Below are 20,490 nucleotides of genomic sequence, written 5' to 3'. Positions count from 1 at the left end.
AAAATGCTACTACTATTAGGTGCGACGGGCGGCGCGGCGGGCACGGGCTTCTTGGATTTCCTCCAAGTGGCTAATGATCTCGGCAGCGCTTTCCTCGATGGCCTTGCCGTCGGTACGCACCACAAAGCAGCCTAGGCGTTTCATGAGGGCACGAGCTTCCTCAAGCTCGCTGCGCACGCTCTCGGGCTCGGCATAGGAGCCGGCAACGGCACGAGCGTAGTCATCGCCCAAGCGGCTATCGCGAATTTCGGAAATCACATCGACGGTCGAAATCAGGCCGAACAGGCGCATCGGGTCGACCTCGTAAATCGACTTCGGCGGCTCCATGCCATGGGCCAACGGAACATTGGCAACCTTGTAGCCCTGATAAGCCAGATACATCGACAGCGGCGTCTTGGACGTGCGCGATACGCCCAGCAGCACGATATCGGCACCCGACAAATCGTCGCAACCGCGCCCGTCATCGTGCTCAACGAAATATTCCATGGCCTCGATACGATGGAAATAGCGGTCATCGGTCCTGTGAATCACGCCCGCGACGCCTTTGGGCGGCACACCGATGAGCGACGATAGCACGGCGAGCGTCGGACCGATCAGGTCGACCGAACGGATATGCAGCATGCCCAGGTAATCGAGCACGCGGGCGCGAAGCGCCGGATCGACAATGGTGTGAAACACGGCAATATCGCGATGGTCGGCATCGACGCGCGGGCCCACAAACGACTCCACCTGCTCCACCGAGGTCACCTTGGGCAGGCGCAACAAACGAAAAGCCCCTTCATCAAATTGCCCGGACGCCGCAAGCACCACCTCACAAGCGGTATCACCGAGCGAGTCGGAGATAACGATAACGGTGGGACGAGCGGTGACCGGGCAATCCATGCGGGGCTCCTTTTGCGCTTACGCGCAGGCTGGCTTACTTTTTACGAGCAAGCTCACCGATGTTGGCGATGCCGGAGAAAACGGCCTCGAAGCGGTTGAGCAGCTTAAGGCGATTATCGCGGAGCTGCTCGTCCTTGTCCATGACCATGACCTCGTCGAAGAAACGGTCGATGGGCGCGCGCAGGGCGGCGAGGGCAGCAAATGCGGCCGGATAATCCTCGGTAGCAAGGGCGGCATCGACAGCGGTCTGAGCAGCCTCGGAGGCGTCGGCGAGCGCAAGCTCGACCTCGCCCATCAGTCTGCGGTCGTACTCCACGCCCAGCTCGGGCTTGGAGATATGCGCGGCGCGAGCATAGGCGGTCGCAAGGTTGTCGAACGTCTCGGCGTCGTTCTTGCGGGCCTCGTCGAGGGCGGCGCAGCGGGCGAAGAAGACGGACGGAGCGATGATGTGCACCGCGGAGACGGCGGCAACGGTATCGGCCGGGATCTTTTCGTCGCGGGCCATGCTCACCAGGCGGCCATGGAAGAAGTCACGAACCTGCTGGGCGACCTCGGCGGCGTCGAACTCAATGCCCTGCTCGCTATAGAGCTCGAGGGCGAAGTCGATGAGCGACGTGGGGTCGATCGGCAGGCGGTCGCGCAGGATGTTGATGATGCCGATAGCGGCACGACGCAGCGCGTAGGGGTCCGAAGAGCCGGTCGGGGGCTCGCCGATGGCAAAGATACCGGCGATGGTATCGAGCTTGTCGGCACAGGCCACGATGCAGCCAGCGGTGCCCTCGGGCAGCTCGTCACCGGCAAAGCGAGGACGATAGTGATCGCGAATAGCATGAGCGACCTCGTCGTTCTCCCCCATCGCGATGGCGTAGTAACCGCCCATCACGCCCTGCTGGCTCGTGAACTCGACGACGGCGTTAGACACCAGGTCGGCCTTGCACAGGTGCGCGGCGCGAGCAGCGTCGGCGGCCAGGTGGGCGCCCAGATGGGCCTCGCGAGCGATGGCAAGCGCGAGTTGCTCAATGCGCTCGGACTTGGCGAGCACGCTACCGAGCTTCTCCTGGAAGGCGACCTTGGCCAGACGCTCGCGGAACTCGTCGAGGGAGATCTTCAGGTCCTCCTCGTAGAAGAACTTGGCGTCGTCCAGACGGGCGCGCACGACGCGCTCGTTGCCGTCAATCACGCGCTCGGCATTCTCGGGCTTGCTGTTGGAAACGACCACGAACTCACGCGTGAGCTTGCCCTCGCCGTCATAGATCGGGAAGTAGCGCTGGTTGGTGAGCATGGACTCGCAGATAATCTCGTGCGGGACCTTGAGAAACTCCTCATCGAAGGTACCGACGAGCACCGTCGGCCACTCGCAGAGGTTAATGACCTCCTCAAAGACCTTCTTGGGCGTATCGACATGGCAGCCGGGACGGGCAGCCTCGACCTCGGCGATACCGGCGAGGATGGCCTCACGACGACGCTCGGCAGAAAGCACACCGGCGTCCTCGAGCACCTGCTCGTAAACAGCGGGGCTGGCAACCACATGGTCGCCAGGGCCAAGTACGCGATGACCGCGCGTGGTGTTGCCACTCGTCACGTCGGCAAACGACACGGGCACAACATCCTCGCCCAAAAGGCAGCAGATCCAGCGGACAGGACGCACGAACGTCGCGTGCTCGTGGCCCCAGCGCTGGGAGCGATAGTTGGGCCACTGCAGGCCGGCAATAGTCTTCTCGCACAGAGCGGTCAGAATCGGCGTAGCCGGTGCGGAGGGAATGTTCTTCTCGGCGAACACATACTCGCGACCGTCGGTGTCCTCGCGACGGACCAGATCCTCGGCAGCCACACCGCACTTGCGGGCAAAGCCCTGGGCGGCCTTAGTGGCGTTGCCGTCGGCATCAAAAGCAATGTTTGCCGCGGGACCGCGCTTGACCTCGTGAACCTCATCGGTCGCGGTGGCGACATTAGCCACGAGCGCGGCAAGACGACGCGGGCTCGAGATCACGCGGACCTCGCCGTGAGCCAGACCGGCCTCGTCGAGACCCTTGGCGATCATGGTGCCAAGCTGCTTGACGGCATTGTTCAGCGGTGCGGAGGGCATTTCCTCCGTACCGATCTCAAACAGGAAATCCTTAGCGTCTGCCATGGCTTACGCCACCTCGCCTTCCTGGTCGGCATTCTCGTTGACTCCGGCGACCTCGGCCATGTAGGCCTCGCAGCACGCCTTGGCGACGGCGCGGACGCGCAGGATGTAGTTGGCACGCTCGACCGCGGACAGGGCGCCGCGAGCATCGAGCAGGTTGAAAGCGTGGCTGCACTTCATGACGCAGTCATATGCCGGCAGCGGCAGCTTGCGCTCCAGGCAGGAATGGCACTCGGCCTCGTAGTCGTCAAACTTCTGACGCATCATCTCGACGTTTGCGACCTCAAAGTTATAGGCACTGAACTCGCGCTCGTTCTCGAGGAACACGTCGCCATAGGTCATGGGCGTGCCGTCGGGCAGGTAGCTCCACACCAAGTCGTAGACCGAGTTAACGCCCTGCGCATACATGGCAATGCGCTCTAGGCCATAGGTGATCTCGACGGGCACGGGGTCGACCTCGATGCCGCCTACCTGCTGGAAGTACGTAAACTGCGTGACCTCCATGCCGTTGAGCCAGACCTCCCAGCCAAGGCCCCAGGCGCCGAGCGTCGGGCTCTCCCAGTCGTCCTCGACAAAGCGGACGTCATGGTCGTTGGGGTCCAGACCGATAGCGGCAAGAGACCCCAGGTAAAGCTCCTGGGCGTTGACCGGTGAGGGCTTGATGAGCACCTGGAACTGATAGTAGTGCTGCATGCGGTTGGGGTTCTCGCCGTAGCGGCCGTCGGCGGGACGGCGGCAAGGCTGCGCATAGCAGGTGCGCCACTCGGCGGGACCGAGCGAGCGCAGCGTGGTCGCGGTATGGAAGGTACCGGCACCGACCTCGGAGTCATAGGGCTGCATGATGACGCAGCCCTGCTCGCCCCAGTACTGCTGGAGGCGCAGGATGATGTCTTGGAAGGAAAGCGATGAAGCGTTCATGCCTCTAATATCCCCTCGTCGAAACGATTACACGGTTAGGTACTGTACTATAGCGGTTTTTAGTCGATAGCGCCCAGACGGTTGAGCGGCCAGTAACGCACGAGCGCCACGGCGATCAATTCGGAGCGGTCGACCGGCCCAAAGTAGCGGGAGTCAGCAGAGTTCTCGCGGTTGTCGCCCATCACCCACACGCACCCGTCGGGAACGGTGTAGGGATAGCTTACCTGAGCGCCGGGCGCTTGGACCGAAAGTGGCCAGCTCATGCCCGTCGTATAGTCCTCGTCGAGCGCTTGGCCGTCAACGACCACCTTGCCATCCTGCAGGTCGACCGTCTGCCCGGCCGTGGCAATAACACGCTTGACAAGAACATCATGCTCGGAGGTGCCATCGGGGTTGTGAAACACCACGATATCGCCCTGCTTGACGGGCTGACCGAGCTCGAGGCTCACCTTTTGTGCCATGATCTGGTCGCCAATCTCGATCGTGGACTCCATGGAACCGGTGGGTACCACAAAGGGTTCGACCACAAACGAGCGAATCAAGAAGGTAGCGACCAGTGCGATCGCGACGACCACGATCCACTCAAACGCACCCTTTAGCACGGAATGCTGCGATGGAACCATCCTCACTCCTCGCTCTGCGAATACGAAGCGTCCAGAATCTCCTGCGCGTAAGCGCGCTCCTCGGGCGTGAGCCGCGCCGTCTCAATCAGATCGGGACGCCAACGACAGGTGCGCTCGATGGCGTTCTTACGACGCCACGCATCGACCTTAGCATGATCGCCGCTCACAAGCACCGGAGGCACGCCCTCGCCGTTGAACTCGGCAGGACGGGTGTACTGCGCGTACTCGAGCAGGCCTCCATCCTCGGCGGTCGAGAACGACTCGTCCACGTTGCTCATCTCGTCGCCCAGGGCGCCGGGAATCAGGCGTACGACGGCATCGGCAACGACCATAGCGGGAAGCTCGCCGCCCGTAAGCACGTAGTCGCCGATCGACAGACGCTCATCGGCATACGCATACGCGCGCTCGTCGACGCCCTCGTAGCGACTGCACACAAACAGCAGGCGCTCACTTTTGAGCAGGCGCTCGGCCACATGCTGCGTAAAGGGCTCGCCACAGGGGGTGAAGAACACAACCGTGGGCTTGGGACCCTCTGCGCTAATGGCCTCGATGGCCTCTGCGATAGGCTCGACCTTCATGAGCATGCCCTGCCCGCCGCCGTACGGCTCGTCATCGACGGTACGATGGCGGTCGTGCGTCCAGTCGCGCAGGTTATACGCCTTAAAATCAAAAAGGCCGGCCTTGCGGGCGCGGCCCAAAATCGATGTGGACATGACGGGCTCAAACATCTCGGGAAAGACCGAAAGGGTCTCGATCAGCATGTTGTCCTCCCTACTTGTCCATATCGATCAGGCCGTCCATAACATGGACGGAAATTGTTCCTGTGTCGGGAAGATCGAGCACGACCTGCTCGATCACGGGAATCAGTACCTCGCCGTACCGATCGCCCTCGACAACCCAAACATCGTTAGCGGGCGTCGACATGATCTCGACGATCGTGCCGAGCGAACCGAAGCGCTCGTCGACCACCTCGCGACCCATCAGGTCGGTATAGGCAGCGTCGAGCGAATCGAGCTCAAAGTCGTCACGATTTGCCAGCACGTAGCATCCCGTGATGCCCTCGGCGGCCGTCAAGTCGTCAATGCCCTCAAACGAGACCAGATCGCCATCGCCCGTATCGGTGACGGACACGACCGTGCAAAAGCGGTCGCGCTTGAGCGCCGGCGGCGTCAGGGCGACGCGCATACCCGGCTCTAATACAGAAGGAAGCCCCCGCAGCGGCTGCGCGAGGACCTCCCCCTTCCTTCCGTGCGGCTTGACCACACGGGCGATGTTTTTGTACTGGGACCTCAAGGTCCTAGCCCAGAACCTCTACCTCGACAGCAGTGTCGAGGCGAGCGGCCAGTGCACGGGCGAGCGTGCGAATGGCCTTGATGGTACGGCCACGACGGCCGATGACCTTAGCGACATCATCCTCGGCGACCGAAACCTCAATCGTAGAGGCGTCGTCACCATCGATGACCTCAAGGCTCACGGAATCCGGGTCGTCGACGATCTGAACAACGAGATATTCGACGAGATCGGCGATGCGATCTGAGAGCATTGCCTCACCCTCGAGCTGTGCAGCGTCAACCTCAGGCACGATTTACTCCTCGGCACCCTCAGCGGCCTCAGCGGCAGCCTTAGCGGCCTCGGCCTCTTTGGCGAGCTGCTTCTTGGACTTCTTGACGACGGTCTCAGTCTTCTCGCCCTCGTTGGCGGCCTTGACCAGAGCGGCGACGGCGTCGGTGAGCTGAGCGCCCTTGGACTGCCAGTCGGCGATCTTCTCGAGGTCGAGGTTGATGGTCTTGGGGGCGGTCATCGGGTTGTAGCGGCCAACCTCCTCGATGATACGACCGTCACGCGGGGCGCGGGAATCGGCGACGACGACACGGTAGTACGGACGCTTCTTAGCGCCGTGACGAGCAAGGCGAATCTTGACTGCCAAAGGAAACTCCTCCAACCAAGCAGCTTTAGGCTGCAACTACAAACAAACAGTTGAACATAATACGCCATCGACGCGGGCAGGTGAAGTCCGTGAGACCAACTTCTTCGGTGTAGTCGAGGGCAAATCCATATCTTAGACAAGAATTCGGGATTTGCAAGCACATACACGCACCCCACATGAGCTGCGCGGTATACTCATGACATGGAAAGACGCGAACATACATACGGTTATGAGGATGCCACGGGCGTCACGCCGCCTCCCTGGACGGGTCCGGCGGTGGGCCTCATGGACCTCGATGCGTTTTTTGCGAGCGTGGAGATGCTCGATCATCCCGAATGGCGAGGAAAGCCGCTCATCGTGGGCGGAGACGCCGATTCGCGTGGCGTCGTGTCCACGTGTTCGTATGAGGCACGTCGCTTTGGCGTGCACTCTGCCATGGCCTCGGCCGAGGCGCGGCGCTTATGCCCGCAAGCCATTTGGACGCATGGGCACTTTGATCGCTACCGCGAGGTGAGCGCGCAGGTCATGGCGATTCTCGCCGACGAGACCCCGCGCGTTGAGCGCGTATCCATCGACGAAGCCTTTATCGATATCACACCGGGCCGCTTTGCGCCCGAAGACCCGATGCTGGTTGCGCGGCGTATAAGCGACCGCGTGGCAGCGCTGGGAGTGACGTGCTCCATTGGCGTGGGCTGCAACAAGACGGTCACAAAGATCGCAAGCGAGCGGGATAAGCCGTTTGGGCTGACCATCGTGCGCCCCGGAACCGAGCAGCGCTTTTTGGCCGCACTGCCGGTATCTGCCATGAGCGGCATCGGGCGCTCGGCCGAGGAGCGACTGCACCGCATGCGCATCTACACCCTCGGCGAGCTATCACGTGCACCGGAATCCACCTTGGCCTCTATTTTTGGCGTCAACGGCGAACGCATGCGCCAGCGTGCGCTGGGACTCGAAATCTCCGAAGTCACGAGCCTCGATGAAGAGCGAGAGGTCAAGTCGGTCAGCAATGAACGCACCTTTGCTAAAGATCTGACTGAGCGTGGGGATATTGAGGCGGCAATTGCGCTGTTGGGAGAGTCAGTGGGACGCCGCCTGCGCCGTCAGGGGCTGACGGGCGCCACGGTAACGCTCAAGCTTAAGTATTCGTATGGCAGCGGGCGTACGGCACAGCGCCGGCTGCCTCATCCGACCGACGATGAGAACATCTTCGTGGCGGTTGCACTCGAACTGCTCGACAACATCTGGCAGGAAGGCATGCATGTTCGCTTAGCGGGCATCGGCATGAGCGACTTCGACCACCAAGGCGGCATCCAGACCGACCTGTTCTGCGAAGTCGATGATCGCGGAGCCCAATCCAGCGACCGTCGCGATCTCTCGGTCGCTATCGACGCCGTCCGAGACAAATTCGGCGACACCGCCCTATCCTTCGGCCGCCAATCCCGCTTCAACGATTAGTCCCTAAGGCAAAAAAGCCGGGCAGCTGCGAATGATTATTCTAGGACGGGGATTTTTTAATCATTTGGAGCGTCATTTCGCCCTTTGAATGATATTGGTCCCAATTCCCGTCAGACGCGAAATCTGGTCAATCGTAAACCCCCGATGCCTCAACACTGCCAGAAGACGATTTCGCTCTGATTTCGGCAAAGTTTTAAGCTGATAAGGCTCATGCGGAGCCAAAAGAGCCCGGGCAACTTCCAGCGCATCCATATCGGAGATATGCTTACCTTCGGGCATAAAATAGGGATTAGGCTTGCCGTCGGTACTCGAAAGATAAAACGCTTCCGTACCCCCAAACAGATTGAGAATACCTTCACAATCACAAATTTCGGGATGAGAGAAATACTCATGGAAGCTGCTCCAGCGATACAGAGGAGCAGAAGAAATACCTGCTTTTGCAGGATTATCGTGTATGTATCGGACGCAACGGAGCAGCTGTTTGTCGTCAGAAATGATCACACTCTTGAATCGTTCCTGGAACACCGGTCCGCGGCGGCCGGTTTTTTGATTGAAGTGTTTCGCATATGCCGTATCAATCGCATGCATAGCAACGCTCATCTGATTATCGAGATCATCAAATAGCAGGTGAACATGATTGTCCATGAGGCACCAGGCAAGAAGACGAATATGAGCGGACGTAAATCGTCTGTTCAATAGATTGAGAAAATAAAGGCGATCGTCATCGTCTTCGAAGATCAGCTGGCCAGCACAGCCCTTGAGCATGACGTGATAATGGCCGAGTTCGGACAACGCACGGGCAACACGAGTCATCGAAACCCTCCCTTCCAAGGATGCAGTAGTCACAGCATACAAAAGGAAAGGAAGAAAAGGGCCGAACCGCCCAACAAAGGTGAGCGGTTCGGCAAACGGTAGCAATGATTATTTTATCCCCGTCCCAGAAAAATCATTTAGAGGAGGTTGAGGGGGAGCTGGGGGGCGTCTCCCCAGAGTTTCTCGAGGCGGTAGAAGTCGCGGGCTTCGGGAGTGAAGACGTGGACGACAACCGAACCGTAGTCCATGAGCATCCAGGTCTTCTGCTCGCGACCCTCGATGGAGAACGGGTGCTCGCCGCAAGCCTCGGCGACCTTCTCCTCGATCTCGTCGACGATAGAATCGACCTGGCGGTTGTTGGTACCGGTGGCAAGCACAAAGTAGTCGCATACGTCGGAAAGCTCGGTCAGGTCGAGCACCTGAACGTCCTCGCCCTTCTTGTCGTAGGCGGCCTGAGCGGCGGCGCGGGCGACATCCTCGGCGGCGACACCGCTCGCGGACAGCGAGGCGGCGGTGCGGTCGGACGTGGCAGCGAAGCTCTTGTGCTCCACGCCTTCAAGAATCTGCTCGTCGGTCATGGTCTCGTCGGCCATGGAATACCTCTTTCTAGACAGCCCGAGCTAGCGCAGCTGGGCGTAATGGTTGTAAATGGTAATAGCCGTGGGATAAAGATAGCGCCCGGACCGGATCACATAGACCAGACCCTGCGCAAAACAGGAGAAGAACAACTCATCGAGCGTCGACTCCCCCACCATCTTGCGCAGCGAATGGGCATAATCGCCGTGGCGGTTGGGCTCGATGGCATCGGCCACAAAGACGACCATATCGAGCGGCGTCATGTCGCAAGCGCCCACGGTGTGACGGTCGACAGCCTGAAAGACCGCCGGCGACAGCTCGGGAAAAAGCTGCGGAAGCTCATAGGCGGCAACAGGGCCATGCAAAAGCGGCGTCGCGGCAGAAGGAGAGCCGGCAACCTTGATGCCATAGTGAAGCGCGCGGGCCACGAGCTCGTCGTCGGAGAGCACTTTGTCCCAGTCATGGATCAGGCCGGCGGCAGCGGCATCAAAGCGGTCAACGCCGTAGACCTCGGCCAGATGAAGTGCGGTCTCGGCAACACCCAGCGAATGCACATAGCGCTTGCGCTTATCCTTCATGCGAACATCGAGCAGCTCTTGAATGCGCTTGAGCAGCGCGCGCTCATCGCCCTCAAACTGATCCTCTACCGACAACGTAGACCCCCATCACTCAAAATCTTCTTGGCCCAAATCGGCATATAGCCTGCGTTTGCGAATGTAGCCGAGCACGGACTCGCTCGTAAGATAGCGCACGCTCATGCCGCGGGCAACTCGCTTACGAATGTTCGTCGAGCTGATCGCCAGCGCCGGAATCTGAATATAGCGCACGTCGAACGGCAGCCCCGACTCTTTGATTCGGGCACGCGCCGTATCGATATCAAAGCCCGGTCGTGTCGCCGCAATAAAGGTAGCAAGCTCAGCGATTCGTTCGGCATCATGCCAGGTCACAATATCGATAATCGCGTCGGCGCCCGTAATAAAGTAGAGCTTTACCTGCGGCGGGTAAAAGTCGCGAAGGGCATGAAGCGTATCGGCCGTATAGGTTACGCCCGGGCGGTCGATCTCGAACCGGCTCGCCAAAAAGGCCGGGTTCGCAGCGGTGGCGAGGACCGTCATGGCATAACGGTCCTCGGCAGGCGTCACCGGCTTGTCAAGCTTAAAGGCAGGAGAGCCCGCCGGCATAAAGAGCACAGCGTCCAAGTCGAGCGACTCGCGCGCCTGCTCGGCGGTCACCAGGTGCCCGTAATGGATGGGATCAAAGGTGCCACCCATAATACCGAGCCTAAACTCCTGCCCGTCCTCTAGAGGAAGCTCGGGCAAACCGATTCCACCGCGCAGCGACATGGCTTACTCGCCCTCCGGTGTCTCGGTATCGTCCGCGGCATCCGCCGCATCAACAACCTCGACGCCCTCATCCGCAGCATCGGTCACGTCAATGGCCTCAACGGCAACGTCCTCGCCAGCATCCTCGAGCTCCTCGTACTCCGAGAAGTCCTCGGCGCCCTCAAAGTCAAAGGCGCGCTGGCAAATGCGAACCTCGTCGCCCGCACGGCAACCGGCCTTCTCGAGCGCATCGTCAACACCCATACGCGCAAACTTATGCTGCAGGTAAATGACGGCTTCCTCGTTTTCCCAGTCGGTCTGAATGACCATGCGCTCAATGGCACGACCGACCACGCGGAAGGCACCGGGCTCTTCCTGGACAATGCGGAAACGCTTCTCGCGCTGCAGGCGGCGGCGCTCCCATTCATCGTCGCGCAGAACGACCGGCTCATCGGAGACAGCCAACTCGGCGCGCAGCTTAGCCACCTGCTCGCCCACGGCAAGCATCAGCGTGTTGAGGCCGGCGCCCGTCACGGCAGACACGGCAAAGAACATATGTCCATCGTCGAGCGCTGCGCGCTTGAGGTCGGCAATCTTATCGGCCGTACCCGGCGCGTCGCACTTGTTGGCAACAACGATCTGCGGACGCTCCGAAAGCTCGGCGCCATACTGCTCGAGCTCGCGGTTGATGATGCGATAATCCTCGACCGGATCGCGATCCTCAAAACCACCCGTCATGTCGACGACATGCATGATCAGAGCCGTACGCTCAATGTGGCGCAGGAACTGGTGACCCAGGCCCTTGCCCTCGCTCGCGCCCTCGATCAAACCGGGAACGTCGGCAACGACGTAAGAATATTCGCCGGCACGCACCATGCCGAGATTCGGCACGAGCGTGGTAAACGGGTAGTCGGCGATCTTGGGGCGGGCGGCACTCATGCGCGCGATGAGAGATGACTTACCCACCGAGGGGAAGCCCACGAGCGCGGCATCGGCCATGAGCTTCATCTCGAGCTCAATCCAGTGCTCCTCGGCCGGCTCGCCCAGCTGGGCGAACGCGGGCGCGCGGCGCACCGACGTCACAAAGTGCGTATTGCCGAGACCACCGGCGCCACCAGGGGCCACGACAACGCGCTCGCCATCATGCACCAGATCGGCAATCTCGAACATCGGGGTCTGCGTCTCGGGGTCGAGCTCGCGCACCACGGTACCCATAGGGACCTTGAGAATCAGGTCCTCGCCGCTCTTGCCGTTACGACGGGCACCCTGCCCGTGCGTGCCGCGCTCGGCGCGAAAGTGATGCTTAAAGCGGTAATCGATCAGCGAAGACAGCTGAGCATCGGCCTGGATGACGACATTGCCGCCACGACCGCCGTCGCCGCCATCGGGGCCGCCCTTGGGGACAAATGCCTCGCGCCTAAACGACATGCATCCGGCTCCGCCGTCGCCGCCGCACACGTTAATGCGGCTGATATCGGTGAACTGTGACAACAGAATCGCCTCCTACAAAAAAGAGGGAGACCCTTGAATCCTAAAACTCAAGTGCCTCCCACATATGTGCTCTATGAAGGGTGAATTACGCGTTCGCGAGCGGGCGTACGCTGACCCTGTGCTTGATACCCTTGTGGAACTCAACGGTACCGTCGACCAGCGCGAACAGCGTGTCGTCCTTACCACGGCCAACGTTCTCACCCGGGTGGATGTGCGTGCCGTGCTGACGGACGAGAATCGTGCCCGTGGTTACCGTCTGGCCGGCATAGCGCTTCGTGCCAAGGCGCTGACCGCGGGAGTCACGGCCATTACGGGAGGAACCGAGTCCTTTTTTGTGTGCCATTGTGTATACCTACTCTTTCGTTACGAGTGTAATCTACTCGGCGACGGGAGCCTCGGCAACAGCCTCAGCCTCTGCCTTGACAGCCTTCTTGGCGCGGGAGGTAGCCTGAACCTTCACGATCTTCAGCTTGGTGAGCTGCTGACGGTGACCCTTCAGACGACGATAGCGCTTGCGCTTGTGGAACTTGAAGACCAGCTGCTTCTCGCCCTTGAACTGCTCAACGATCTGAGCGGTAACCTTGGCCTTGGCCAGCTTGTCGGGATCGGTGACGATCTTCTTACCATCGTTGAGGAAGATAACCGGCAGGGTGACCTTGTCGCCCTCATTGCCCTCGATCTTCTCGACGGTGATGACATCGTCGGTGGCGACCTTGTACTGCTTGCCGCCCGTGTTAACGATTGCGTACATGTTTACTTGCCCTTCATGCATCAGTTAGTGCAACAGCCGAATATAGTAGCAGGCGAAAATACCCCCGTCAACGAGTATGTGGAGCAAATCCACAAGTTCGCACAGGTATGGGGCTGACGAGTCGGCCCTCGTCGTCCTCGCATGCTTGATTCTGACGCTCGACATCGTAGGAGCAGATGGTCACGAGGTCTTGCATACCGGTGGAAACAATAGGTGCATCCACGCCCGGGGTCAAGCCCTGCAACAAAACATCAGCAGCGAAAAGCAAAATTTCCGGACGCATGGAGCCCTCGTTGTCGGCATGGGTGTCGAGCATGAGGACCAGATGGTCCTCATGCTCCCCTGCCGTGAGCTCATAGCCCACGAGCGTGTGATCCAAATCCAAGCGCTTGCTCTTTTTTCCGCGCGCGTAGTCGATGCCATGGTCCGCGCGCAGCGTGTCGAGCGCACGACGCACCTCGTCGGCGCTTACGGGCGCCTCGGGATCCAAGTGCAGGTCGATGCGATACGACAGGCGCGTGAGCTGCGCCGTCAACGCCGGCGTGCGCACGTCGATGTACGCCGCCTCGATGGGCGCCAGATCGGCCGGAGACGCCGCAGCCAGGCGCCCAAACGCCTCGTCGAGCGCCACGAACTCGGTCATAAACAGGTCATACCACTCGCAGGTCGACGACGTACCCACCGGTAGCGCCGAAGAGAAGCCCACGCGCATGTGCGGAGAAAAGCCCTGCGTGACGGCATAGGGAAGTCCCGCACGGCGCACGATGCGCTCAATGGTATGGATCACTTCGAGATGGCCCAGGTACTTAAGGCGATCGCGCTTGCCATAGCGAACACGAAGTCTAAAGAGCGAGGGGTTGTCGGTCAGGCGCTCACTCATGCGCGATCACCCATCAATACATTCTTGGCGTGGAGCGTGGGGCAGATCCCGCAGCCGGTGCACGACGTGCGGGTGCAGTCGGGAGTCGTGACGCCCTCGAGCGAGCGACGGTACTCGCGCTCGAGGAAGCCGCGCGTACAGCCAGGGCTCACATGCTCCCACGGCAGGCGCCAATCCAACTCGTAGGGCAGGTGCACGAGCTCATTGAGGTCGATGCCGTTTTTGGCAGCAGCCTCCTTCCAGTTATCGAGCGAGAAATGCTCTACCCAGGCGTCAAAGCGAGAGCCCGAACGCCAAGCATCAATGATGACGGGCGCCATGTCACGACCGGCGCGGGAAAGCGCGGCCTCGATGAGCGAGGTCTCGGCATCGTGGTAATGCACGCGGACGGCACGGTTGCGAACGCTCGTGATAAGCAGCTTCTGGCGACGCTTGACGTCGTCGTAGTCGAGCTGCGGGCACCACTGGAACGGCGTGGCAGCCTTGGGGATAAAGACCGAAACCGAGATGGACACCGAGATCGAGCCGCGACGAGCCTTGGGCACCACGGAACGACCGAGCTCCAGCACGTGATCAGCCAGATTGGCGATGGCCACGATGTCCTCGTCGCGCTCGCCGGGAAGGCCCATCATAAAGTAGAGCTTCATGCGGTTCCAGCCGGCCTCGAAGGCCGCCTTGGCCGCACGGTCCAGGTCCTCCTCGGTCACGTTCTTGTTAATGATGTCGCGCATGCGCTGGCTGCCGGCCTCGGGCGCGAACGTCAGGCCGCCCTTCTTTTCGCCGGCGACCGACTCGGCCATATCCACGCCAAACGAATCCAGGCGCTGCGACGGAATAGACACGCGAATACCCGTATCCTCCAGGCGACGGTTGAGCCTGCCGAGCACGTCGCGAATGCAGGAGTGGTCGGTCGTGGAGAGCGAGGTCAGCGACACCTCGTCATAGCCAGTCTTTTCCAGACCCTGAATCACCGACGAGACAATCTGGTCGGCCGAGCGCTCGCGCACCGGGCGATACGTCATGCCGGCCTGACAAAAACGGCAGCCGCGGGCGCAGCCGCGCAGGATCTCGATAGACAGGCGGTCGTGAACCAGCTGCGCATAGGGCACGCACGACTGCGAAAGCGGATTCGTGGCGCCGAAATCCTCGACGACGCGCTTGTAAACCACGGTCGGCGCATCCTTGCCCTCACGCGGCACGGTGTAGCCATGCGGCGAGCAGGGCTCGTCGTGACGAACCTCATAGAGCGACGGTACGTAGTTGCCGGCAATGGATGCAAGCTGCTCGACAATCTGCGCGCGCGGGACTCCTTCGTCACGCAGGCGGCGATGCAGCTGGCAGGTCTCGAGCAGCGATTCCTCGCCCTCACCGATGAGGATAGCGTCGAAGAAGGCCGCGTACGGCTCGGGGTTGTACACCGAGGGGCCGCCGGCGATGATAATGGGGTCGTCCTCGGTACGGTCAGCCGCCAACAGCGGAATGCCAGCGAGGTCCAAAGCCTCGAGGAAGTTCGTCACCGCCATCTCGTGCGGCACATGCAGACCGACGATATCAAACGAAGCGACCGGCGCTGCACCCTCGAGCGAGAGCAGCGGAATGCCTGCCTCGCGCATGGCGTCACCCATATCGGGCCACGGCACATAGCCACGCTCGCAGGAGATGCCCTCGGCCTGGTTAAGGATGTTGTAGAGGATGGCGATGCCCTGGTTGGGCAGACCGACCTCGTACACATCCGGATAGATCAGGCAGCAACGGTAGTCGGCATCGGCCTTGGAAAGCGTGCCCCACTCGTGATCGATGTAGCGGCTCGGTTTCTCGACCTTGGCGAGCAGCGGCTCAATTAAATGAAAACAGTCTTGGTATGCAACGCGCAACGGAAAACCCCTAAGCAGCAAGATCGGATGCGTCTTGGTAGGACGCCATGGGACGGGTAGCGCCCGCGACCGTGGTCACCAGATCGCGAACGCGGGAGAACGTGGCAGTGACCACCTCGTTGGCACGGCTGTAGTCGACATCGCGCTCGTAGAGCGAAACGAGCGCACGGCCCATGCCATAGGTACCCGCGGCAGCAGTGAGCGCCTTGACGGCAAACCCAATATGCGGCGTCTGCTTGACGAGCGCGCGGGTGACCGCGCGGATCACAAGACCGCCAGCAAGCACGCCCGCGACCTCGTAGCCACGCTCAGGCTTAATGCCGCATCCAAAGACGGCAGCGAGCTCAAAGAGCATGCCCACTTGCGCCAGCGCCATAACGGGATAATCGGCGCCCGGCAAAAACACCAGCGCACCGGTCGCCATATTGGTGAGCGCGCACGAGGTGATGATGCGGTTGGCCGCAGCGATACGCATAAAGGCAAAGTTCGCCGCAAAAGCCGTTTCCTTTTCGGTGCGATCGAGAATCCAGCGTGCAAGCGTCTCGAGCAGATACGTCTTATCGGTCGCCGCTACCACGCCGAGCATGGGCGTGGACTCCTCGATAAACGGCACCTCCACAGCGGACTCGGCAAGCACGCACACAGGCGCGCCGGCGATCACGAGCTCCTGCACGGCACTCTCCAAGCGGTCGGAACCACACGAGAGCACCAGCACCACATCGGTATCGGTCTTTGGAGCAATTCGCTCCTCCCCCAGACGCTCGACGCGTACAATGCCCGAGGTCGTCTGTGGCACAAAGGCGTCACGCACCGTCTCGGCCAGAAAGCGCGATGCGGACGAATCCAGATAGACCGAGACGCGCACCGGCGTATCTGAATCCTTCTTAACGGACGCGCCCATCTTAAAAGCGCGGGTCAGCTTATCTACGGAAATTTTCATAGCAAACCCCTCCAGCGGTTACGCGGCGCCCGAACGATGCCGCCATATGGATTGTACGATACCTACCGTCAGCAGCTGAATCATCATCGAAGACGAACCGAAGCTAATAAACGGTAGTGGAATACCGGTAATCGGCATCATGCCGATGCACATGCCGATGTTTTCGAAGGTCTGGAACGTCCACATGCCAACGATGCCCACACACGAAAGACGTAAAAACAGAGACTCGCACTTAAAGGCAACGCGGATCGTCGAGAAGATGAGCAGCACGTACAAGCACAGCAGCAAAAAGGAACCGCAAAAGCCAAAGGTCTCGGACAGGAAGGCGAAGACGAAGTCGGTGTGGAACTCAGGCAGAAAGCCGCCTGCCGACTGCGTCGCATGGCCCAAACCCTTACCAAAGAAACCGCCCGAGCCAACGGCGATAAGCGACTGCTGCAGGTTGTAGGCATCGTCCGAATCGGCATTATCGGGGTCGATAAAGACCGTCAGACGGTTCATCTGATACTGCTTGATGAGCACATCGTGGCCGAGCAACGAATCAAAAACCGAATCGAGCGCCAGGACGAGGGCCACCAGGCCCACGAGCAGGGCCAGGGTCGACAGCACCCATTCGCGGCGTGCACCGCTCATACAGATGACGATGGCGCCCGAAACCAGCACGACCAGGCCCGAGCCCAGGTCGCCCATGGCAACGACGGCCAAAAACGGAATGGACAGCATGCCGCAGAGCTTGACGTAGTCGCGAACGGTATCGATGCGGCCGTTATACTGCGATCCAAGCGTAGCAATAAAGAAGATGGTGATGAGCTTGGCAAGCTCAACCGGTTGGAATGTCAAGCCGATACCGGGAATCTTGATCCAGCCCGTCATGCCCAGACCGCCCGTATAGGACAGACCCGGAATCTTGGGCGAGAGGATCACGATCAGGTCGATGACGAGCAACGCCGTCGAGAAATTGGAAATACCGCGCAGGTCGGAGCGCCAGACCAGCACCGCCAGCACCGTGCCGATGCCAATTCCCAGCAGATGGCGTGAGAACGAGGCATCGGCCTTAAACTGCGAAGCTGACCAGATAATGATGGCACCGTAGGCGACGAGCGCCACAGTAGCCACGAGCACACCGATATGCACCTTTTGGCGAAACGTGCCACGCGAGGCCGAAAGTTGCTTGTTGACGCGGTCCAGGCTGCTGCGAGAGCCGGTCTTGGTTGAACGGAACAGATCCGCCGGAGAAAAATCCATCGCAACCTCCTATCGAACCGAAGAATCGCCCGAGGCCGAAGAGGTATCGGGCTCGTCATAAATCACGCCGAGCACGTCGCGCACGACATGCATCGCGGTATCTGAGCCGCCGCCGCCCTGCTCCAGGACAGTAGCGATGACATACTTGGGATCATCGGCCGGTGCATAGGCGCAGAACCACGCATATTCGTCCTCGCCGCTTTTCTCGCCCGTGCCCGACTTGCCGTATACCTGCGGCGTCAGGGTGCCAAAGTGAGCCGCCAGGGACGTCGATGCCGTGTAAATCACATCGTGCATGCCGTTGCGAACAAGAGCCAAATCCGAATCGCTGTTGATCTTGGCCTCCAGGCGCTTCTTCTTGCCCTTGCCGTTGTACTTATAGGCATCGCCGTCGCCATCGCGCGACACGGCAGACAAAAACACGTGAGGCACGTACTGTTTGCCGCCGTTGGCAAGACCCATATAGGCACACGCCATCTGCAGGGGCGTCACCAGGATGTCACCCTGGCCGATGGCAATGTTGGTCATATCGCCGGCATTCCACTTGCGGTCCTCAGCAGAAGCGTCGGTGAAGTACGACTCTTTCCACTCGGCATCGGGAATACGGCCCGCGCCCTCACTCGGCAGATCGATACCACAGGTCTTGCCTAGGCCCCAGCGACGAAAGACCTCCTGCAGGCCCTCGGGATGTTGCTCGTCATAAAAGAACGCCTTGCCCATGTCGTAGAAGACGGGGTCGCACGAGTTGGCGATACCCGACTGCAGCGTCATGGTGCCGTGGCCGGAATGCAGCCAGCAGTACTTGCCCCACGACTTGCCCAGACCCGTCCAATAGCCCGTGCAGTTGGTCGTCTGCCCCGACGTGTAGGTTCCAAACTCAAGACCGGCCAGTGCCGAGAGCGGCTTAATGGTCGAAGCCGACATGTACTGTCCGCTAATGGCGCGGTTGAGCAGCGGGTGCGAACCCTTGTCATCATTGAGCTCGGTCCACACGTCATTTGAGACGCCACCGATAAAGACGGACGGATCGAACTTGGGCTCGCTCGCCATGCCCAGGATCTCGCCATTGTTGGGATCGAGACACACCACAGCGCCGTTGCCGGCATTACTGTAACCAGTAGTCTTGGCAAGCTCGATAGCGCTCGCCAGCGCCGTCTCACAGGCCTGTTGGATCTTAAGGTCGAGCGTGAGCTTAATGTCGGAGCCGGCCTTCGCGGGCACGGCGCCGGCCTGACCGGTCACATTGCCCGAGGCATCGACCTTGACGGTCTGCTCGCCACGAATACCCTGCAGCAGGTTTTCGTAGTAGCTCTCAACGCCCGCCTGGCCCACGATATCGCCCGACTGGTACGTAATCTTGCCAGCAGAAGCATCATCATCGCCAGAGGTTTTCTTATTCTGGGCCTCGAGCTGCTCGGAGGTAATGGTGCCGGTATAGCCCAAGATATGGCATGCCGTCTCGCCGTATGGATACTGGCGTTCGGTACGCTCGGCAATCTTGACGCGCGGGAACTCGCCGGCATGCTCCTGAATATAGGCAACCGTGGAGCGACGGACGTCCGTCGCGATGGTATGCAGGCTCTGAGCGCCCTCTGTATTGTCCTGAATATTGCGAAGGACCGCCACATAAGGCATTCCAAGCACGTTGGCAAGATGGCGAACCAGAACCTCATCCTCGGCAAGGTCGCGGTAGGCCACGACAGCAAGTGAGGGACGGTTCTGGACAAGCGCCACGCCATTGCGGTCGAGGATGCGGCCGCGCACAGCGGGTGTGGTAACGGTGCGAGTCTGATTACTATTGGCCTGCTTCTCGTAATAGTCCGACGAGACCATCTGCATGCCCCACAGCTTGACGGCAAGTGCCGCAAACATCGCGCCCACACCCGTGGTGAGGATGGAAAAGCGGCCCTTAAAGGCGGTCGCCGCGGTATTGCCCTCGCCCTCGGTGGCGCGCGGGGCCGTTCCATGCTGCGTATCGTAGGTAAAACGGGAATCGCCACGACGCATGATGACCAGCGCGACCACGATGGCCACAACCAGCACGATACCGGCGATAATAACCGTCAACTGGGAAGACATCTACGGGCCTCCCCTATTTGAGCTTGCGGGTCTTGGGCTTAAAGCGCATACCCGACTGGCGTCCGCCACGTGCGGAGAATCCATAGCCGGACTGCGGCACGACGCCGGACATCAAAAACGGAATGGCAACCAGACCCGTCAGGATCGAGGACGGCAGCGCATGGCCGAAGATCGCCACGACAAAGCTCGTCTCCAAACCCATAAACAGCAAGATGATGCTGTAGATCACATTAATGACGAGCGCAAAGGCGCCCACGGTGACGCCGCGCGCACTCGGGGTACCGCCCGTCTGACCGACGGCGCTGTGCACCAGGGCAAAAGAACCCACGGTCAGCAGGAGCGACATAACGCCCACCGGCACGGCAGCAGACAGGTCATAGAACAAGCCGCTGCAAAAACCGCACACGACGGCACGGGTCGGGACGCCCGAGAACACGCTTAGGCACACCAGGATAATCATGAAGTTGACGCGACCGCCCGCAATGGAGATCTGCGGTGCCAGGCCTGCCTGCAGCAGCACGCACACGATGGCGGCGATCACAAACGTGCGGGAGCTCATCCCCTGCTCGTGTAGATCCATGGACAT

The 20,490-nt window shown here is 60.5% G+C and carries 22 protein-coding genes; 1 reads left to right on the top strand and 21 read right to left on the bottom strand.

From position 1 onward, the window contains the following. Positions 1-15: 15 nt before the first annotated feature. The 8 genes from AAAX34_RS05035 to rpsP are packed head-to-tail and all read right to left on the bottom strand — an operon-like array spanning position 16 to position 6,478. The gene (locus tag AAAX34_RS05035; RefSeq protein ID WP_195644955.1) at positions 16-882 is read right to left on the bottom strand and encodes a pyruvate, water dikinase regulatory protein; all 867 of its coding nucleotides are present in this window, start codon (positions 880-882) and stop codon (positions 16-18) included. 34 nt (positions 883-916) lie between these two features. Further along, positions 917-3,013, bottom strand: coding sequence for a glycine--tRNA ligase subunit beta (gene glyS / locus AAAX34_RS05030; RefSeq protein ID WP_138374989.1), 2,097 nt, complete (start codon positions 3,011-3,013; stop codon positions 917-919). 3 nt (positions 3,014-3,016) lie between these two features. Beyond that, positions 3,017-3,928, bottom strand: a complete 912-nt coding sequence (locus AAAX34_RS05025) for a glycine--tRNA ligase subunit alpha (RefSeq protein ID WP_006236091.1) — start codon at positions 3,926-3,928, stop codon at positions 3,017-3,019. A gap of 59 nt (positions 3,929-3,987) precedes the next feature. Continuing rightward, on the bottom strand, positions 3,988-4,551 hold the full coding sequence (lepB, locus tag AAAX34_RS05020) for a signal peptidase I (protein ID WP_349110269.1): 564 nt from the start codon (positions 4,549-4,551) through the stop codon (positions 3,988-3,990). A gap of 2 nt (positions 4,552-4,553) precedes the next feature. Further along, positions 4,554-5,312, bottom strand: coding sequence for a tRNA (guanosine(37)-N1)-methyltransferase TrmD (gene trmD / locus AAAX34_RS05015; protein ID WP_055285126.1), 759 nt, complete (start codon positions 5,310-5,312; stop codon positions 4,554-4,556). Positions 5,313-5,322: 10 nt separating this feature from the next. After that, entirely contained in the window at positions 5,323-5,814 is a 492-nt protein-coding gene (gene rimM, locus AAAX34_RS05010) for a ribosome maturation factor RimM (protein WP_226812527.1), read from the bottom strand. Between the two features lie 34 nt (positions 5,815-5,848). After that, positions 5,849-6,094 carry a KH domain-containing protein gene (locus AAAX34_RS05005; protein ID WP_171021534.1) on the bottom strand — a complete coding sequence of 82 codons (246 nt, stop codon included), beginning with the start codon at positions 6,092-6,094 and terminating at the stop codon, positions 5,849-5,851. A gap of 42 nt (positions 6,095-6,136) precedes the next feature. After that, positions 6,137-6,478 (bottom strand): 30S ribosomal protein S16, encoded by a 342-nt coding sequence (rpsP, locus tag AAAX34_RS05000; protein WP_022094749.1) that lies wholly within the window; start codon positions 6,476-6,478, stop codon positions 6,137-6,139. Positions 6,479-6,679: 201 nt separating this feature from the next. Here rpsP and dinB point away from each other — a divergent pair, with 201 nt between their 5' ends. Beyond that, the gene (gene dinB / locus AAAX34_RS04995) at positions 6,680-7,933 is read left to right on the top strand and encodes a DNA polymerase IV (RefSeq protein ID WP_349110267.1); all 1,254 of its coding nucleotides are present in this window, start codon (positions 6,680-6,682) and stop codon (positions 7,931-7,933) included. A 72-nt stretch (positions 7,934-8,005) separates the two neighbouring features. On the opposite strand, the gene AAAX34_RS04990 is transcribed toward dinB, so the two are convergent. The 13 genes from AAAX34_RS04990 to AAAX34_RS04930 all read right to left on the bottom strand — a co-directional run bounded on the left by AAAX34_RS04990 (position 8,006) and on the right by AAAX34_RS04930 (position 20,484). Further along, positions 8,006-8,746 carry a transposase gene (locus AAAX34_RS04990; protein ID WP_040359946.1) on the bottom strand — a complete coding sequence of 247 codons (741 nt, stop codon included), beginning with the start codon at positions 8,744-8,746 and terminating at the stop codon, positions 8,006-8,008. Between the two features lie 137 nt (positions 8,747-8,883). Then, entirely contained in the window at positions 8,884-9,339 is a 456-nt protein-coding gene (gene rsfS, locus AAAX34_RS04985; protein ID WP_022094751.1) for a ribosome silencing factor, read from the bottom strand. Positions 9,340-9,366: 27 nt separating this feature from the next. Further along, positions 9,367-9,900: a bis(5'-nucleosyl)-tetraphosphatase (symmetrical) YqeK gene (yqeK, locus tag AAAX34_RS04980; protein ID WP_349110326.1), complete on the bottom strand. Its 534-nt coding sequence runs from the start codon at positions 9,898-9,900 to the stop codon at positions 9,367-9,369. Positions 9,901-9,987: 87 nt separating this feature from the next. Then, positions 9,988-10,665: a nicotinate-nucleotide adenylyltransferase gene (nadD, locus tag AAAX34_RS04975; protein WP_055285119.1), complete on the bottom strand. Its 678-nt coding sequence runs from the start codon at positions 10,663-10,665 to the stop codon at positions 9,988-9,990. 3 nt (positions 10,666-10,668) lie between these two features. After that, entirely contained in the window at positions 10,669-12,135 is a 1,467-nt protein-coding gene (obgE, locus tag AAAX34_RS04970; RefSeq protein WP_271736511.1) for a GTPase ObgE, read from the bottom strand. 85 nt (positions 12,136-12,220) lie between these two features. After that, positions 12,221-12,478: a 50S ribosomal protein L27 gene (gene rpmA / locus AAAX34_RS04965; protein ID WP_006236075.1), complete on the bottom strand. Its 258-nt coding sequence runs from the start codon at positions 12,476-12,478 to the stop codon at positions 12,221-12,223. A 33-nt stretch (positions 12,479-12,511) separates the two neighbouring features. After that, entirely contained in the window at positions 12,512-12,886 is a 375-nt protein-coding gene (gene rplU / locus AAAX34_RS04960) for a 50S ribosomal protein L21 (protein ID WP_035138585.1), read from the bottom strand. A 67-nt stretch (positions 12,887-12,953) separates the two neighbouring features. Beyond that, complete coding sequence (locus AAAX34_RS04955) at positions 12,954-13,766, bottom strand: TIGR03936 family radical SAM-associated protein (protein ID WP_349110265.1); 813 nt, start codon at positions 13,764-13,766, stop codon at positions 12,954-12,956. Further along, the gene (locus AAAX34_RS04950; RefSeq protein WP_349110263.1) at positions 13,763-15,640 is read right to left on the bottom strand and encodes a TIGR03960 family B12-binding radical SAM protein; all 1,878 of its coding nucleotides are present in this window, start codon (positions 15,638-15,640) and stop codon (positions 13,763-13,765) included. Before AAAX34_RS04950 ends, AAAX34_RS04955 begins: the two co-directional genes overlap by 4 nt. 10 nt (positions 15,641-15,650) lie before the next feature. Next, positions 15,651-16,580 carry a hypothetical protein gene (locus AAAX34_RS04945; protein ID WP_349110262.1) on the bottom strand — a complete coding sequence of 310 codons (930 nt, stop codon included), beginning with the start codon at positions 16,578-16,580 and terminating at the stop codon, positions 15,651-15,653. An 18-nt stretch (positions 16,581-16,598) separates the two neighbouring features. Further along, complete coding sequence (locus tag AAAX34_RS04940) at positions 16,599-17,825, bottom strand: FtsW/RodA/SpoVE family cell cycle protein (RefSeq protein ID WP_349110261.1); 1,227 nt, start codon at positions 17,823-17,825, stop codon at positions 16,599-16,601. Between the two features lie 9 nt (positions 17,826-17,834). Beyond that, on the bottom strand, positions 17,835-19,904 hold the full coding sequence (mrdA, locus tag AAAX34_RS04935; RefSeq protein ID WP_349110260.1) for a penicillin-binding protein 2: 2,070 nt from the start codon (positions 19,902-19,904) through the stop codon (positions 17,835-17,837). Between the two features lie 13 nt (positions 19,905-19,917). After that, positions 19,918-20,484 carry a hypothetical protein gene (locus tag AAAX34_RS04930; protein ID WP_349110258.1) on the bottom strand — a complete coding sequence of 189 codons (567 nt, stop codon included), beginning with the start codon at positions 20,482-20,484 and terminating at the stop codon, positions 19,918-19,920. Positions 20,485-20,490 lie beyond the last annotated feature (6 nt).

This window comes from Collinsella sp. CLA-ER-H4, from assembly GCF_040092395.1.
Lineage (GTDB): Bacteria > Actinomycetota > Coriobacteriia > Coriobacteriales > Coriobacteriaceae > Collinsella.
Note: the sequence above shows the minus strand (reverse complement) of the source record. Positions and strands in the feature narration are given on the sequence as shown.